Consider the following 15193-nt stretch of genomic DNA (forward strand, 5'->3'; position numbering starts at 1 on the left):
TGAAATTATAACAACACCAGAAGAGTTAAAGTTTTATAATTTAATTTTTTCTGATAATTTATAGATGTCGTACGCTACCTTTTGGATCATGTCAAACTGCTCTGCAATGATTACCTCATCACTTTGCTCATCATCGTTAACATTCATATTTCTTCTGATCAAGGGAACGTTATTAACCACCCCTGTATTTTTGAATAGATTCTCAGAAGCTAAGTTTAGCAGATAAACTGTGTTTTGTGTAATAGGATTTAGCTCTTCAAAATTTGAAAAAACAAAAGAATGATCCTTGTTATATAAAGATAATGTGGCTACATAAGATGATAAGAGGTGATTTAGAGCTGTAAATTGATGTAACTCTTTCATCATGATCTGTTTACTTTTTGGCTCAGAAAACATCCTTTGAAATAGTGAGGCCAGATTGGCAGTTGTTACGTAAACTTCTTTTCTAGCCACCTTATAGTTGGTTAGGTCTGTAACCTGTTCTGAATAAAACAGCTTAACTTGTTCAAAGTATCTTATGTTAGCCGTCAGTGTGTCCATCATGGCCTCTTTGAGCTTTTCATACTCCCAGTTTGGGAACAATGAATAGCTAGCCAGCATAGCTATACCAGATCCTATTAATGTGTCATAGATTCTTTCACGGGCCAGGGAAAGACCTCCAAGTCCGAGAAAATCGAATAGTACCAATATATAAGGCGTCATGAATAGCACACTTACGACGTAATTTTTACGCTGAAAGCTATAACATCCAATCATACATATCAGCAATATCACAAATAAGGTATTTTTATCGTCAATGTAGACCAATATCCCCATACCAACGAAAGCACCAATTACGGTACCTATCAAACGCTCTATATTTCTCTTTTTTGCTAAACTAAAGCCGGGTTTAGAGATTACAAGTATGGTTAAAAGTATCCAATAGCTATGAGAGAAACTTAGTGATTTTGCAACAATAAAGCCAATGAGCATTACAATAGCAACGCGTAATGAATGCCTGAAAGTTGAGGAGTTAAAAGTTATGTTTTCAAGTAACAGCTTAAAATCGATGTTTTGCCTTGTAACGAATCTTTCTACCTCAATTTTACGTGGTTTCAGATTCTTTTTCTCGCTTTTATTGAAATATCCATTGATGGTTTTAATTCTGGATAAAATATTTTCTATGTTTACCTCTATATTCTTTAAAGCAATGATACCTAGTGTGTTGTATTTGTTGTCCGTGTTATTAACTTCAAGTGCAGTAATTTCATTTTTTAACTTAGCAACGTCTTCGATTAGTGAAGTGGGTAGGCTAGGGGTGCTTCCTGTTTTTAGGGAGAAGGCGATATCATCCAGTTCATCGGCTATTTTTATAATTACGGACTCGTAATGTATCAAAATTCCTGAAGCGTCGAATTGTTCATGAAGTTGCTTGTAATTGTAATAGGTAGACATTACTTGCTCGAAGAGGTCGACCATATCAACAAAAACCAATAAGAGAAACCTGCCTTCTGGAGTTGTTTCTCTAACTATTTCTCTAGTTTTAAATAGAACTTCTCTAACAGCGTCTTGTTTTTCATGAACGGTAACTTGCAGTTGAAGTAAATCAGCATAATTATCGTCGTAATCAGTATTTTGACGATAGAATTTTGCTTTAGCTCTTAAAAATTCACTAACAGAGTGGATTGAGTCACTTAGGGTCTGTTGAACAATTCTATAGGGCCTTAACCTGTAAAAAAAATAGCTGAGAAGTGTATACCAGATACTACCGGCAAAGATAAGTAAAGCAGAAAACAGAACTTCAGTCCACGGTCTGATATCATCAATACTCAGTACCATGACCAATAATGCAGCAGTTCCAATTGAAGCAGCTCTTAAACCGTACAGAAAGAACATGGAGAACACAAAGCTGAAGGCAGCGATAACAATTCCTGTGAAATAAATATTACTGTTGGTAAGCCCGACAATTATGAATATTAAAGTAATTAAAACCGTGGTAATTAACATGGCATTTCTGCGATGTATAATTGGCCCAGGAGAATCGACAACGCTTGCGCATAAAGCTCCCAATGATAAAGTCATACCGTATTGAAGCATTCCAAACTGAGCTAAAATTAAGGAAGGGCAAAGTACACCGAATGTAATTCTCAGGCCGTCAGCAAAGTATGTGCTAAGCAGGAAATCATGAATACTTCTAATGGGACGATCAAACATATTGCAAATTTAGCAGATCAAATACCAATAATTTGACAATTTTTAAAACTATGTATCAGCAAAATCACTTATTGCAAAATAATAAAAAAACTGATAGAACGTGCTTACAAATAATATTATATATAAGTCACATAATTAATATTATGTTAAGTAATAAATTATACATCTCTCCCTTTGAGGGATGTTATTCTAATTACTTTAAAACTCTTCTAACTTGGATTTAAGTTCTTGAACTTTATCCAGCTTGTTTTTACGTGTATAGATTTCTATTAGCAGCTGGACCGTGGGTTTATCATTCTGATTGATCTCATGGGCTTGCAATAATGCAACTTCAGATCGGTTGATGAATGATGTAAATTTCTGATTTTTATCAGCACTGGCTGATTTTAACGCCTCATTAGCAGATTGTATATATGCAACGCCTAATTGGTATAAGGCATCAAAATAATTCTCGTCGATAACTAACGCTTTATTATAAGCCAATTCTGCTGTGCCTAAGCCAGAATTATTTTGGTATAGGTAACCATATAGGAAATAAAGTAATTTGTTGGCTGTGTCAGTTTTAAGAGTATTCTCAATAACTTTTATTGCTTCAGCATATTTTTCATTATCAAGTAATAAGTTGATGTAATTATTGGTCAGATTAACATCTCCGGAATTTACGCTGATTCCGTCTTCAAGTGTTTTGATTGCCTGTTCGGTTTCAAATTTTGAAGTGTAAATATTGGCAAGGTTCTGAAATATCGCGGGATTTCTTGCTCCGTTTTCTTTTGCCCTTCTAAAATATTCAAGCGCATTGTCGAAACCTCTGATATTTTGAGCAGCCAAAGCTGTATTAACGGCTAAAGTAGTATCCTTTGGGAAAAAATCACTTACTTCTTTTAATAAGCTAAAGGCTGTTGTGAAGTCATTCTTAGCGAAAGCTGCATTTGCCTTTTCCTGCTTTTTGATATTAATATWGYWWAKAKATGCCTCTATTAAGTGCGTATTTGTTTGAAACTTATCCAATCTTTTAGCTGAATCAATTGCTTCTATGGCTAAACCATAATATTTATCTGAATTACCCTCATTTGGGTCTGTGATCGCTACATATGAACTTAAGTAAGCTTTAATTGCCCAAGTTTCAGGCCATTTCTTCGTTTTCTTATCATTCTGCGCAGCCTCGCTAGCTTTTATCCCTTCCCCTATTATCCCCAATTGTGCATTAGCATCTTGCTTATTGTTTATAGCCATTTGCAATTTACCAACGCTATTTCTTGCTATTAGAAGTTGACTTTTTTGAGAAAAAGCCACATTACAAGTTGTTACAACTAAAAATATAGTACCAATAAAAGATATCTTACTCATAATACAAACTTAAAAAAAAAGAGGGATAAATCTATCCCTCTTTTCATTTTCAAAAATTTTGAATGTGTCTATTTTAATTCAGCCAGTCTTTTCTTTATGGCTTCGTAGTTAACATTATCATTTTTAAAGGCATAGATGATAGCTAAGTTTTCCAAAGTATTTACGTGTTTTGGATCTATATCAAGTGCTGCTTTATAGTAAGGAATCGCCTGATCTATGAATTTAGTCATTTTAGTACCCAACTCACTAAATTCTTTAGTTTTCTTAGGATCTAAAGCATTTCTTTGAGTTTGTATGGCAAGTGCTTGTTTATAGTAAGTGTCTCCTAATAAGGATTGGTAGTTTGCATTTTTAGGCTCTTTTGCTACCAATTTACCAAGCATTTCCTGCGATTTAGCAATATCTCCTCTTTTTAAATAAATGTCAGTTTCAACACCGATAAAATAAGGATCATCAGGATATTTAGCAGACGCTTCTTTTAGTATTGTTAAACCTGCAACGCTATCTTTTATATCATCAAAAGTAGTTTTGATGATATCATTATAAAGCATTTTAGAATCTTTATAGTTCAGCTCAATAGCTCTTTTAAAGTTTCTAACTACTTCAGGGTAGTTTTTTGCTTCTTTAGCCACAACACCAGCATTGATAAACATGGCTGTATCGTTAGGATTTTTAGCAGTTACCTCATTAAATGCTGCTAAAGCTCCAGCGAAATCTTTCTTTTGGTAAGCGTAGATTCCTCTGTTTCTCATTGCATCCTGAATGGTTAGTCTTGCATTTTCAATATTTTCTTTTTCATTGCCTTTAGTATCTAATGCTTTTGCTTTTTCTACCGCTTCTTCAGCAATTTTTTGATTTGCAGATGAATTAGCCGCGTCCAATGAATCTACCAACGCAATTCTTGAAGCAAATAATGCTCTGTATGACCAAGATTCAACCAGGTCTTTAGATTTCTCATGAGCAATTGCTTTATCTGTATGTGCCAACCCTTCATTAAGAGTTTTTAAATTGTCAGCCAAAGTTTTGTCTTTGTTTAAAGACAAAAGTGCCCATTGTTTTTTAGCAGCTTCAATTTCACTCTTTTGTGCATTAGCAAGTGTGGCAACACCTACAAATAATAAACTAAAAAGTATCTTTTTCATTTTATTTAATATATGTTCAACAATTTGATTTTTAATCTTCGGTTTCYTCYTCCGNNCKTMGNCGCCAGCTTCCTCTTCGCCAGTTTCTTCTGTAATATCCTCATCAGGAGCAGCTTCAAGAGCTTCACCGTCTACCACAATATGGCTTTCAGTTGATTCTTCTACTTCTTCGTCATCGTGATCAATTCTAGCTACTGAAGCAATCTCGTCGTTACCTTTCAAGTTAATTAAACGAACACCCTGTGTTGCTCTGCCCATTACTCTTAATTCGCTAACTACAATTCTAATAACGATACCTGATTTATTGATGATCATTAAGTCATCTGCATCAGTCACGTTTTTAATCGCAACAAGCGCTCCGGTTTTTTCAGTAACGTTAATGGTTTTAACACCCTTACCACCCCTATTTGTAACACGATAATCTTCGATGTCGGTACGTTTACCATAACCTTTTTCTGATACAACAAGAACAGTAGCTCCTGGATCATTAACAGCAATCATGCCAACTACTTCATCATTTTCATGAGCAAGGGTTACACCACGAACACCAGTTGCAGTTCTTCCCATTGGTCTAACCTTTTCTTCGTTGAAGCGAATTGCCCTTCCAGAGCGTAATGCCATAACAATTTCACTGGTTCCGGTGGTTAAACTTGCTTCAAGTAACTGATCTCCTTCATTGATGTTAATCGCGTTGATACCGTTAACTCTAGGTCTTGAATATGCTTCCAAAGAAGTTTTCTTGATTGTTCCTTTTTTGGTACACATGATGATATAGTTGTTTTCAAGGTACTCCTGATCTTTAAGGTTTTTAACCTTAATAAAGGCTTTAATCTTTTCTTCTTTAGGGATATTAATGATGTTCTGGATTGCTCTTCCTTTGCTTAATCTAGATCCTTCAGGAATTTCGTATACTCTTAACCAGAAACAACGACCTGTTTCAGTAAAGAATAACATGTAGTTATGGTTTGATGCAATTAGCATATGTTCAATGAAATCCTCATTTCTTGAATCGCTACCTTTTGAACCTTTTCCGCCTCTACCTTGAGTACGATATTCTGTTGCCGGAGTACGTTTGATATAACCTTCATGAGAAATGGTAATTACTACATCTTCATCTTCGATGAAGTCTTCCATGCTCATATCTTCTGCAGAGTGTACGATTTGAGTTCTACGCTCATCACCGTATTTTTCTCTCATTTCGGTCAACTCCTCTGTGATGATCTGCATACGTTTACCTTCATCATCTAAAATAGATTGTAGGTATTCTATAGTTTTCATTAACTCGTTGTACTCATCTTTAATTTTATCACGCTCCAGACCAGTTAACCTGCGGAGTGTCATGTCAAGAATAGCTCTGGCTTGAATATCACTTAATCCAAATTTCTCCATTAAGCCTACCCTGGCTTCCTCAGGGGTATCTGAACTACGAATCAAGTTAATTACTTCATCTAAATGATCAAGTGCAATTAACAAGCCTTCTAAGATATGAGCACGTTTTTTTGCTTCAGCTAATTCAAACTTGGTCCTGCGGATTACTACTTCGTGACGGTGCTCAACGAAATATTGAATAAGGTCTTTTAGATTTAATAATTGCGGCCTGCCTTTAACAAGCGCAATGTTATTTACACTAAATGAAGTTTGTAGTGCAGTTTGCTTGAATAGGTTGTTTAGGACGATTGAAGCATTAGCATCCCGTTTAATTTCGTAAACAATACGGATACCGTCTTTATTGGACTCATCCTTAATGTTCGAAATACCTTCAATTTTTTTCTCTCCAACAAGTTCAGCAGTACGCTCAATCATCATTGCCTTATTAACCTGGTAAGGTATTTCGGTTACAATAATGGTTTCGCGGTCTTTTGTGGTTTCAATTTCTGCTTTAGAGCGCATTACAATACGACCTCTACCTGTTTCAAAGGCTTCCTGAACACCTGCATAGCCATAAATAATGGCTCCTGTAGGAAAATCAGGCGCCTTTATGTGCTTCATTAATTCAGGAATCGTAATATCGTTATTTTCGATGTAAGCTATTGTTGCATTAATCGCTTCAGTAATGTTGTGAGGAGGCATATTTGTAGCCATACCCACTGCAATACCTGATGATCCATTGATCAGTAAGTTTGGAACTTTTGATGGAAGAACTGTTGGTTCTTGTAATGAATCATCAAAGTTCAACTGGAAATCTACAGTATCTTTATTGATATCGGCAAGCATTTCCTCTGCAATTTTCTGGAAGCGCGCCTCTGTATAACGCATCGCTGCTGGAAAGTCACCATCAATTGATCCAAAGTTACCCTGTCCTTCAACCATTAAATAACGCAAGCTCCATTCCTGAGCCATCCTTACCATAGTATTGTAAACAGAAGCATCACCATGTGGGTGATACTTACCCAGTACTTCACCTACAATACGTGCAGATTTTTTATATGGTTTGTTGTTTGTTAATCCCAGATCGAGCATACCATATAACACGCGGCGGTGTACAGGTTTTAATCCATCACGTACATCAGGTAGAGCCCTTGATACGATAACCGACATCGAATAATCGATGTAAGCTGATTTCATTTGCTCGTCAATATCGATCCTTATTATTTTGTCGTTTTCTTGATTTTCTAAATCTTCTGCCATAAATATTAATGTTCCTTAAGAACGATTTAAATGTGGTATTCTTATAACCTTGCGAAGCTAATAAAAAAAGCGCCATTAAGGCGCATTGTGGAAAAATTTTAACGTAAAAATTAGGCTATTCTTAAGCCCATTCTATACCTTTTTTAAGCTTGCTTAAAGTATAGGATTCTTCGCTGTCTGGAAGTGTTTGATGATTGTAGATCCATTTGGCCATGGGCGGTAAACTCATTAAAATAGATTCAATTCTGCCATTGGTTTCGAGACCAAATTTTGTTCCTGCATCATACACCAAATTAAATTCAGCATACCGGCTTCTGCGCAGGTATTGCCATTCTTGTTGTTTCTCGTCAAATTCCTTATCTCTGTTTCTGTCAATCAGTTCCGTATATGCCGGGATAAATGTATTACCAACTGCTATCGAAAAATCAAGAATCTGATCAAAGGATAAACCTGTGTTTTCGGGTTTTAATCGGTCGTAAAAAATACCTCCAACGCCCCTAGTTTCTTCACGGTGTTTGATAAAGAAATAATCATCGGCATGAGCCTTAAATTTAGGGTAAAAGGAAGTGTCAAATTCGTCGCAGGTATGCTTTAGAAGATGATGAAAATACCGTGCGTCGGTATCGATAATATAGTGTGGGGTTAAATCTATCCCTCCACCGAACCATCTTGTTTCTTTATCCATTTCAAAATACCTGATATTCATATGAATTATAGGTACAAACGGGTTATTTGGGTGCATTACGATTGATACGCCGGTAGCAAAAAAATCTTCACTATCAACCTTGAAGGCTTTTCTAACGGATTCTGGTAGTTTACCATGTACTGCAGAAAAGTTAACGCCACCCTTTTCAATAACATCACCATGTTGCATTATACGCGTGCGACCACCGCCGCCGCCATCTCTATTCCAAATCTCTTCTTCGAATTTAGCTTTGCCGTCTGCCAACTCAAGGCTTTTGCAAATCTGATCCTGAATTTGCTGATAAGCCGTTACTACTCTATCTTTAAACACCATTTCTTTAAACTATACACGCAAAGTTAACCTTAATAAAAAGGCATCATTCCTTTAATTTTCAGATAGTACATTTTTTTGACACTACTCCTCCTCGAAGTTTAAATCGCGACCATAAGTCTCATCTAAATTATACAAGCCGATATATGCAAGTCCTACTGTTAATACTGCCAGACAAAGTGCTGCATTAATAATTCCCATTCTTACCACTAAAAACTGAAATAAAAGCGTAACCAGGATCAGCGATCCTCTTACCATGTTTGGAACACTGGTAGTTACAGTGGCACGTAGGTTCGTTCCAAATTGCTCTGCTGCAATAGTTACAAATACAACCCAATATCCTGTGAACAAACCAAAAAATACGCATAATATATAAAAGCCAGTGGCAGTCCATCCTGTGTTTAGCAGATATACCAGCATGGCGCAAAATGTTAGGGTGATAAAGATAAAAACGATCTTTTTACGTGTTTTGAAAAGCTGGCTTAAAGCACCACTTAAGAAATCGCCTAATGAAATCCCTATATAAGTAAACATTACACCTTTTCCGTTGTCGAGAACATCAACGGCGTTCAATGCTTTTCCAAATTCAGGGGCTATACCGACCAGAATCCCTACGACAAACCATAGTGGTATAGCGATTAGGATACAGCTTAGGTATTTAGATAAACGTTTCCAGGGATAAAATAGCATGAAAAAGTTTCCCTTGGTAACTTCTTTTTTAGACATCTTTTCGAATAATCCAGATTCAAAAACACCAAATCTTAAGAGCAATAGCACAATACCCAGGCCTCCCCCAACAAAAAATGCGGTTCTCCATTCAAAAAGATCTCCCACTATATATGCTGCAACAGCACCCATAAGGCCAATTCCGGCTACCAACATGGTTCCGTATCCCCTCTTTTCCTTACTCATACTCTCACTTACAAGCGTAATACCGGCACCGAGTTCTCCTGCTAAGCCTATTCCGGCAATAAATCTTAATGCTGCATATACCGAAATGCTTGTAGCAAACCCGTTAGCAATATTGGCCAGCGAATACATGATTATGGAACCAAAAAGTACAGATAATCTGCCTTTTTTGTCTCCGAGAACACCCCAGAATATACCTCCAATAAGTAGCCCTGCCATTTGCCAGTTCATCAGATACAGGCCGGTTTCGGTAATTTTATCTGTTGGAACCCCTAATGACGATAAGCTTTTGTTTTTGATAATAAGGAATAAAAGAAGGTCGTATATATCTACAAAATAGCCTAGCGCGGCCACCAGGATTAAAAAAAATACACTTCTATTCTGTTTGCTGTTAATCATACAAAGTTTGTTTGGTTGCTGAAAATACAAACAAATTTTATTTCTGATAAAACATTTTAATAAAAAAAACACGTATCGAAGCATTTAGCCCCGATACGTGTTTGAATTATTGCTCGTTCTTTACCTAAGATTTCTATTACTAAGGTTTTATAGTTGTATCTGGTGGTAATTTAGTTGTGTCAGCCGGAACTGTTTTAGCAGTATCCACGGGCTTCATTGTGGTGTCTGTTGAGGTACTATCTGAAGTACCTGATACATTCTTCGTTGAATTGCATGCTGAAGTGGCTATTATTACCGAGCCCGCAAAAGCAAGACTTAAAATTAACTTTTTCATAGGATTGTTTTTATATAAGTACTGGACAATCAACAAGGCCAACCCATAAAAGTTTTAAATAATTTAAAACTGGTTAATTAAAGACACAATAAAAGCCTTCCTGTTTTGCCAGAAAAGCCTTTAAAAAATTAATTATTATTTATTTTTTAGGCATCAAAACACCATCTATTACATAAGTTACACCATTGCTAGAAATTACATCTGGAATGATAATTTTTGCATCATTAACCCACCACTCACCATTTTTTTCTGTTAACTTAATTTTCTGACCCTGAACAGTTGCAAGCTCCATTCCATTCTTCAAATCGGAAGATTTGTAGCTACCTGCAACCACATGATAAGTTAGTACATTGGTAAGATCTTTTTTCATTTCCGGTTTCAATAAATTATCAACCTCGCCTGCAGGTAATTTAGCAAAAGCTTCGTTGGTAGGCGCAAATACCGTAAATGGGCCTGTTCCGCTTAGTGTTTCAACCAGACCGGCTGCTTTTACAGCTGCAACCAATGTAGTGTGATCGCTAGATCCTAAAGCATTTTCTACAATATTTTTAGATGGAACCATCATGGCACCGCCAACTTTAACTCCATTTTCAGTAGCCATAGTTGTGTCAACAACGGAAGTATCCATCATTGAACTATCATTCATTGTATCGGCAGTTTTAGAAGAATTACAAGCTGAAACAAGAGCCAGTAATGTCATACCTGCGGTTAAACTTAAAAATTGCTTTTTCATAAAATTTAGATTTGTTGTTTAGATTTTCGTTTTATTTAATGTATAAACGAGAATAACAACAAAGCAGATTTTTATTGATGCATTTTTAGTTTATCAAGCAATTCCGGAGAAACATTTTCGGCATAAGCCCCGTAAGCATCAATTAATACCCCTTTTAAATTACCTACTGGAGATGATATGGCGTAGATAACTGCACTATCATCCGGGTCGTTCATGCCTTCAAATCTGTAAAACTCATCAATCTCAAACTCCTCAGGCATCAATTTCATGTCAATTGCTTTACACTCTAGAAAGTCTGAGTTAAGGGTAAAATCGTATTCATAACCTCGCTTCTCAAGGTCAGACACAGCTGCTGTAAGGGTATCATATATATACATACTCTAATTTACTAAAAATTTACTTTATCCTGCCACATAAAATTTCATAGTTCAATAAACTTTCTGATATTTAAGCATCATGGTTGTATCAGAGAAAACCCTCAAGTGGGGATTGTGCTTGTACCCTCCTATGCTATTCCAACGCATATGGGTTAAAAGATTTCATAAAGGGTTCAGAGGAGTTGATGTAAAAATTAACAAGAGCATCTTTAATAAGAATTATAACGGTTCTATATTTGGAGGTACTATATATGCTGCAACTGATCCATTTTATGCATTACTGTTTGATCAGCTGCTCCAAAGAGAAGGATTTAAGGTAAGGGTTTGGCTAAAAAGTGCCTCAATACAGTATTTAAAACCTGGCAGAGGCAATTTATACTTTACCATAACAGTAACAGATGATATGTTGAATGAGGCTATTGAGACTTTAAATACTTCAGGGAAATTTGTAAAAGCCTATCCGATGGAAATAACCAATGCCGAAGGTGAAATATGTGCTACTGTATTAAACGAAGTTTACGTTCGTAACCTTTATCAAGGCGAACAACCACGAATAGCTTATTAAATATTACCATTCGCTTAAGAACATATAGAAATGAATATCAGGAAACTAATTTTGCAGGGCGAAGGAACTACACTGGATTTCAAAAAGACGATTACAAACAACGAAAAGATTGCTAAGAGTCTGGTTGCATTTGCTAATAATAAGGGCGGCCAATTGCTTATTGGTGTGGCTGATGACGGTAGTATTAAAGGTGTGAAATCTGAAGATGAAGAGCGCTATATGATTACCAAATCTGCACATCAGTTCTGCAAACCTGCAATAGAGCCTGAATTTGAGGAAATATATGTTGATGATAAATTAGTTCTGGTTGTGAAAATTGCCGAAAGTGATATCAAACCACATTATGCGCTTGATGAAAATAAAAAATGGTGGGTTTATTATCGGGTAAATGATAAAAGCATTTTAGCCAGCAAGATCATCGTTGATGTGATTAAAAAAAGTAGTAAAGCCAATGGCCAGCTAATCACTTATACAGAGCAGGAAAAGAAATTATTTGAGCATCTTAGTCTTGAAGGCAGGATAACGCTTAAGCAGTTTAGTAAGCTTACGCGCAGCTCCTACCGGCAGGCTCAAAAGATATTGGTAAGCTTAATTCTAAGTGGAGTTATAAAGCCCCATACCTCAGATAAGGAAGAGTTTTTTACCACAGTATAAGTTACACTCGGTTGGTTATCTGAACATCATTATTTCGAACAATCGAGATAAAAGGTGGCTATGTTTTCATAAATCACAACAAAATAACCGACTTTTGCTAAAATGTTGAATACCTTATACGCTAAGTACAAACCTTATTATTCTGATAATTTACGATTGGCAATGCCTATTGTTGTGTCTCAGTTGGGCCATACTCTTGCCCACCTGGCCGACAGTGTTATCGTTGGTCATTTTGCAGGTACAATTCAACTTGCTGCAGTATCATTGGTGAACAGTCTGTTTATGCTTATCCTGGTTTTAGGTATGGGGATAGCTTATGGTTTAACACCGCTCATAGCCCAGGAGAACGGCCGTAAAAATTACGATGAATGTGGTAAGCTACTTTCTAATAGCTTAATTATAAATTTCTCTATCTCTTTATTGCTATATGCCTTTGTTCATTTAGGCACTTTATTGGTAATAGATCATATTGAGCAGTCGCCCGAAGTTGTTGCCTATGCAAAACCGTATCTGGGCTTGCTTGGTTTCTCTATTATTCCATTGATGATATTTCAAACTTTCAAACAGTTTGCCGAAGGACTAGGTTTTACAAAACAAGCCATGTTTGTGTCTATCTGGGGGAATGTGATTAACATTGTTTTGGGAGTCATTTTTGTTAAGGGGATGTTTGGCATAGCTCCTATGGGAGTAAAAGGTGTAGGCCTTAGTACTTTGATCGATCGTACGGTTATGGCTATTGTAATGACTATATATGTTTTACGGTCTGCTGTTTTTAAGGTTTATATTAAGCGATTTAAAGCTACCTTTTTCGATAAAGTAAGGGCATTTAAAATTGTGAAAATTGGCGCCCCTGTTGCATTGCAGTATTCCTTTGAAATTAGTGCTTTTAGCGGAGCTGCAATATTAATCGGAACCATAGGTGCTGTAGAACAAGCTGCCCATCAGGTAGCCATAAACCTTGCTTCTATTACCTATATGATGGCTAGTGGAATTGCCTCAGCGGCTACTATTAAAACAGGCAATAACTTTGGGAAAAGCAATTTCAAAGATCTTAGGCAGTCGGCTATCGCAAGTTATCACGTAATACTCTTGTTTATGACTGTTACTGCCTTGTTTTTTGTACTGGCGAATAACTTACTACCCTTTCTATATACAGAAGATAATGCTGTAATCAGTATCGCTGCTCAGTTACTTATTATCGCTGGATTTTTTCAATTATTTGATGGTACACAGGTAGTCGGTTTAGGAGTTTTAAGGGGTATTGGAGATGTGAATGTACCAACCATCATTACTTTTGTTGCCTACTGGGTAATTGGTATTCCATTGGGTTACTTCCTCGGTATAAAGCTCGATATGGGTGTTAATGGTATTTGGTACGGGTTAACGTTTGGTTTGCTTACTGCCTCCATCCTATTGTTTATCAGGTTTCAAAATAAGACCAGAATTTTGCTCAGTGCGGTAACTACGTAAATAAAAAAATAAAAATTTTGTTTATTCATTAAGTTGCGCTAATATTGTCGACTAATTCGATAGATTTAATATGAGCAGACAATAATGAGCATACGCGAAAACCAGATTAGAATTGCCGTTAGCAATAAATTACAAGAAAAGAAGTGGAAGCGGATAGCTTATATATGTCTATTTATACTGGCAGCCTTGTTTATCGGCATTGCTATTTATAATAATGTTACTTATCAGGATGCGTTGGCATTTGGCGCAGAATTATACGCACAGCTAGATGATAAGTTTTTATGGATGCTTGTTGTGGGTTTTATGGCGCAAATGGTTGACGGTGCTTTAGGAATGGGCTATGGCGTAATTTCTACTACCCTCCTGTTGTCTGGCGGTTTAAATCCAGCGGTTATTTCTGGTAGTATCCATACTGCTGAAATGTTTTCTAGTGGAGCATCTGGTTTTAGTCATTATCGTTTTGGGAATGTGAACAAAAAACTTTTTAAGACCTTGTTAATTCCGGGTGTGCTGGGCGCAATTGCAGGCGCATTATTATTGGGGTATGCCGGTGATGCATTCTCGGTATGGATAAGACCTGTAATTTCTATATACACATTGTTGTTAGGGATCAGGATATTAACGAATGCATTTAAAGAAAAACAGAAACCTCAAAAGGTAAAACGTGCAGGCTGGTTAGCTGGCGCCGGAGGTTTCTTAGACTCGTTTGGTGGGGGTGGCTGGGGGCCATTAGTGACTTCTACCCTAATCTCTAAAGGCCGCACACCTAAATATGTAATCGGGTCTGTAAGTTTAACCGAGTTTTTTGTGACTATGGCCAGTGCAGTTACGTTCTTCTTTATTCTCGGTGTAAGTCACTGGCAGTCTATACTTGGATTGATTGTTGGTGGGATAATAGCGGCCCCATTAGCTGCCCGTTTAGTAGGTAAACTCCCTATTAAAAAGATGTTTATAGGAGTTGGCATTATAGTAATTATATCAAGCTTGCGTATCATTTGGATGTTTATCGATAAATTAACCTAAGAACCTTAGTAGCTTAATATAATCTGGAAAAATATTCTATAATTTTATAGGGTAAAGAGAATCTTAAAAATACGCTCCAAATGATTCTTAAATTAGATTAATAATGGAACAGAATTCAGTTGGATTAGAAAAATATCATTGTCGTAGATGTGCTAAACCATTAGATTATCGGATTCCGCGACAACAAATCGTAAAAACTATTCTATTTTGGGTACCTCTTAAAAGGTATAAGTGCACCTCATGCGAAAAAAAACAATATGTAGTGGTTAAAAAATAAAAGGGTATTGAATTTTGGTGTGACCCCAAAAAGTTGGACGGATTACAAAATTAAGTTTTTTGTGCGAGAGCTCGGTATTCCACCGGGCTCTTTCCATTTAACCTGKYTWAGATCGGAAGAGCGTCGT

Annotated in this window: 12 protein-coding genes and 1 pseudogene; 4 read left to right on the top strand and 9 right to left on the bottom strand. The window is 36.5% G+C overall.

Annotation, left to right across the window (positions count from 1 at the left end; translation table 11 throughout):
• Positions 1–33: 33 nt before the first annotated feature.
• From N824_RS11800 to N824_RS11835, 9 genes and pseudogenes are all read right to left on the bottom strand, one after another.
• On the bottom strand, positions 34–2193 hold the full coding sequence (locus N824_RS11800) for an FUSC family membrane protein (RefSeq protein WP_048905359.1): 2160 nt from the start codon (positions 2191–2193) through the stop codon (positions 34–36).
• Between the two features lie 198 nt (positions 2194–2391).
• Positions 2392–3540, bottom strand: a complete 1149-nt coding sequence (locus N824_RS11805; RefSeq protein WP_048905360.1) for a hypothetical protein — start codon at positions 3538–3540, stop codon at positions 2392–2394.
• Between the two features lie 68 nt (positions 3541–3608).
• A complete protein-coding gene (locus tag N824_RS38335) occupies positions 3609–4682 on the bottom strand; it encodes a tetratricopeptide repeat protein (RefSeq protein WP_200869869.1) in 1074 nt (357 codons plus the stop codon).
• Positions 4683–4751: 69 nt separating this feature from the next.
• Positions 4752–7310, bottom strand: a pseudogene (gene gyrA / locus N824_RS11810) (DNA gyrase subunit A); the annotation flags it as partial.
• A 121-nt stretch (positions 7311–7431) separates the two neighbouring features.
• Positions 7432–8328: an oxygen-dependent coproporphyrinogen oxidase gene (hemF, locus tag N824_RS11815; RefSeq protein ID WP_048905361.1), complete on the bottom strand. Its 897-nt coding sequence runs from the start codon at positions 8326–8328 to the stop codon at positions 7432–7434.
• 81 nt (positions 8329–8409) lie between these two features.
• Positions 8410–9633 carry an MFS transporter gene (locus N824_RS11820; protein ID WP_048905362.1) on the bottom strand — a complete coding sequence of 408 codons (1224 nt, stop codon included), beginning with the start codon at positions 9631–9633 and terminating at the stop codon, positions 8410–8412.
• Positions 9634–9772: 139 nt separating this feature from the next.
• Positions 9773–9967 (bottom strand): coproporphyrinogen III oxidase, encoded by a 195-nt coding sequence (locus N824_RS28990; protein ID WP_084498288.1) that lies wholly within the window; start codon positions 9965–9967, stop codon positions 9773–9775.
• A 139-nt stretch (positions 9968–10106) separates the two neighbouring features.
• Positions 10107–10700 carry a fasciclin domain-containing protein gene (locus tag N824_RS11830; RefSeq protein WP_084498289.1) on the bottom strand — a complete coding sequence of 198 codons (594 nt, stop codon included), beginning with the start codon at positions 10698–10700 and terminating at the stop codon, positions 10107–10109.
• Positions 10701–10771: 71 nt separating this feature from the next.
• Positions 10772–11077 (bottom strand): hypothetical protein, encoded by a 306-nt coding sequence (locus tag N824_RS11835; RefSeq protein ID WP_048905364.1) that lies wholly within the window; start codon positions 11075–11077, stop codon positions 10772–10774.
• Positions 11078–11156: 79 nt separating this feature from the next.
• Here N824_RS11835 and N824_RS11840 point away from each other — a divergent pair, with 79 nt between their 5' ends.
• The 4 genes from N824_RS11840 to N824_RS11855 all read left to right on the top strand — a co-directional run bounded on the left by N824_RS11840 (position 11157) and on the right by N824_RS11855 (position 14789).
• Positions 11157–11642 carry a DUF4442 domain-containing protein gene (locus tag N824_RS11840; protein WP_048905365.1) on the top strand — a complete coding sequence of 162 codons (486 nt, stop codon included), beginning with the start codon at positions 11157–11159 and terminating at the stop codon, positions 11640–11642.
• Between the two features lie 30 nt (positions 11643–11672).
• A complete protein-coding gene (locus N824_RS11845; RefSeq protein ID WP_048905366.1) occupies positions 11673–12296 on the top strand; it encodes a helix-turn-helix domain-containing protein in 624 nt (207 codons plus the stop codon).
• 102 nt (positions 12297–12398) lie between these two features.
• A complete protein-coding gene (locus tag N824_RS11850; RefSeq protein WP_048905367.1) occupies positions 12399–13766 on the top strand; it encodes an MATE family efflux transporter in 1368 nt (455 codons plus the stop codon).
• Between the two features lie 84 nt (positions 13767–13850).
• Positions 13851–14789, top strand: a complete 939-nt coding sequence (locus N824_RS11855) for a sulfite exporter TauE/SafE family protein (RefSeq protein ID WP_048905368.1) — start codon at positions 13851–13853, stop codon at positions 14787–14789.
• The last annotated feature ends 404 nt before the right edge of the window (positions 14790–15193 follow it).

This window comes from Pedobacter sp. V48 (assembly GCF_000523515.1).
Lineage (GTDB): Bacteria > Bacteroidota > Bacteroidia > Sphingobacteriales > Sphingobacteriaceae > Pedobacter.

What these genes read in the sequence shown, in the direction of transcription:
- hemF (WP_048905361.1), bottom strand. Translation starts at nt 8,328, where the DNA reads ATGGTGTTTAAAGATAGAGTAGTAACGGCTTATCAGCAAATTCAGGAT.
- N824_RS11820 (WP_048905362.1), bottom strand. Translation starts at nt 9,633, where the DNA reads ATGATTAACAGCAAACAGAATAGAAGTGTATTTTTTTTAATCCTGGTG.
- N824_RS28990 (WP_084498288.1), bottom strand. Translation starts at nt 9,967, where the DNA reads ATGAAAAAGTTAATTTTAAGTCTTGCTTTTGCGGGCTCGGTAATAATA.
- N824_RS11835 (WP_048905364.1), bottom strand. Translation starts at nt 11,077, where the DNA reads ATGTATATATATGATACCCTTACAGCAGCTGTGTCTGACCTTGAGAAG.
- N824_RS11840 (WP_048905365.1), top strand. Translation starts at nt 11,157, where the DNA reads ATGGTTGTATCAGAGAAAACCCTCAAGTGGGGATTGTGCTTGTACCCT.
- N824_RS38335 (WP_200869869.1), bottom strand. Translation starts at nt 4,682, where the DNA reads ATGAAAAAGATACTTTTTAGTTTATTATTTGTAGGTGTTGCCACACTT.
- N824_RS11855 (WP_048905368.1), top strand. Translation starts at nt 13,851, where the DNA reads ATGAGCATACGCGAAAACCAGATTAGAATTGCCGTTAGCAATAAATTA.
- N824_RS11830 (WP_084498289.1), bottom strand. Translation starts at nt 10,700, where the DNA reads ATGAAAAAGCAATTTTTAAGTTTAACCGCAGGTATGACATTACTGGCT.
- N824_RS11845 (WP_048905366.1), top strand. Translation starts at nt 11,673, where the DNA reads ATGAATATCAGGAAACTAATTTTGCAGGGCGAAGGAACTACACTGGAT.
- N824_RS11800 (WP_048905359.1), bottom strand. Translation starts at nt 2,193, where the DNA reads ATGTTTGATCGTCCCATTAGAAGTATTCATGATTTCCTGCTTAGCACA.
- N824_RS11850 (WP_048905367.1), top strand. Translation starts at nt 12,399, where the DNA reads ATGTTGAATACCTTATACGCTAAGTACAAACCTTATTATTCTGATAAT.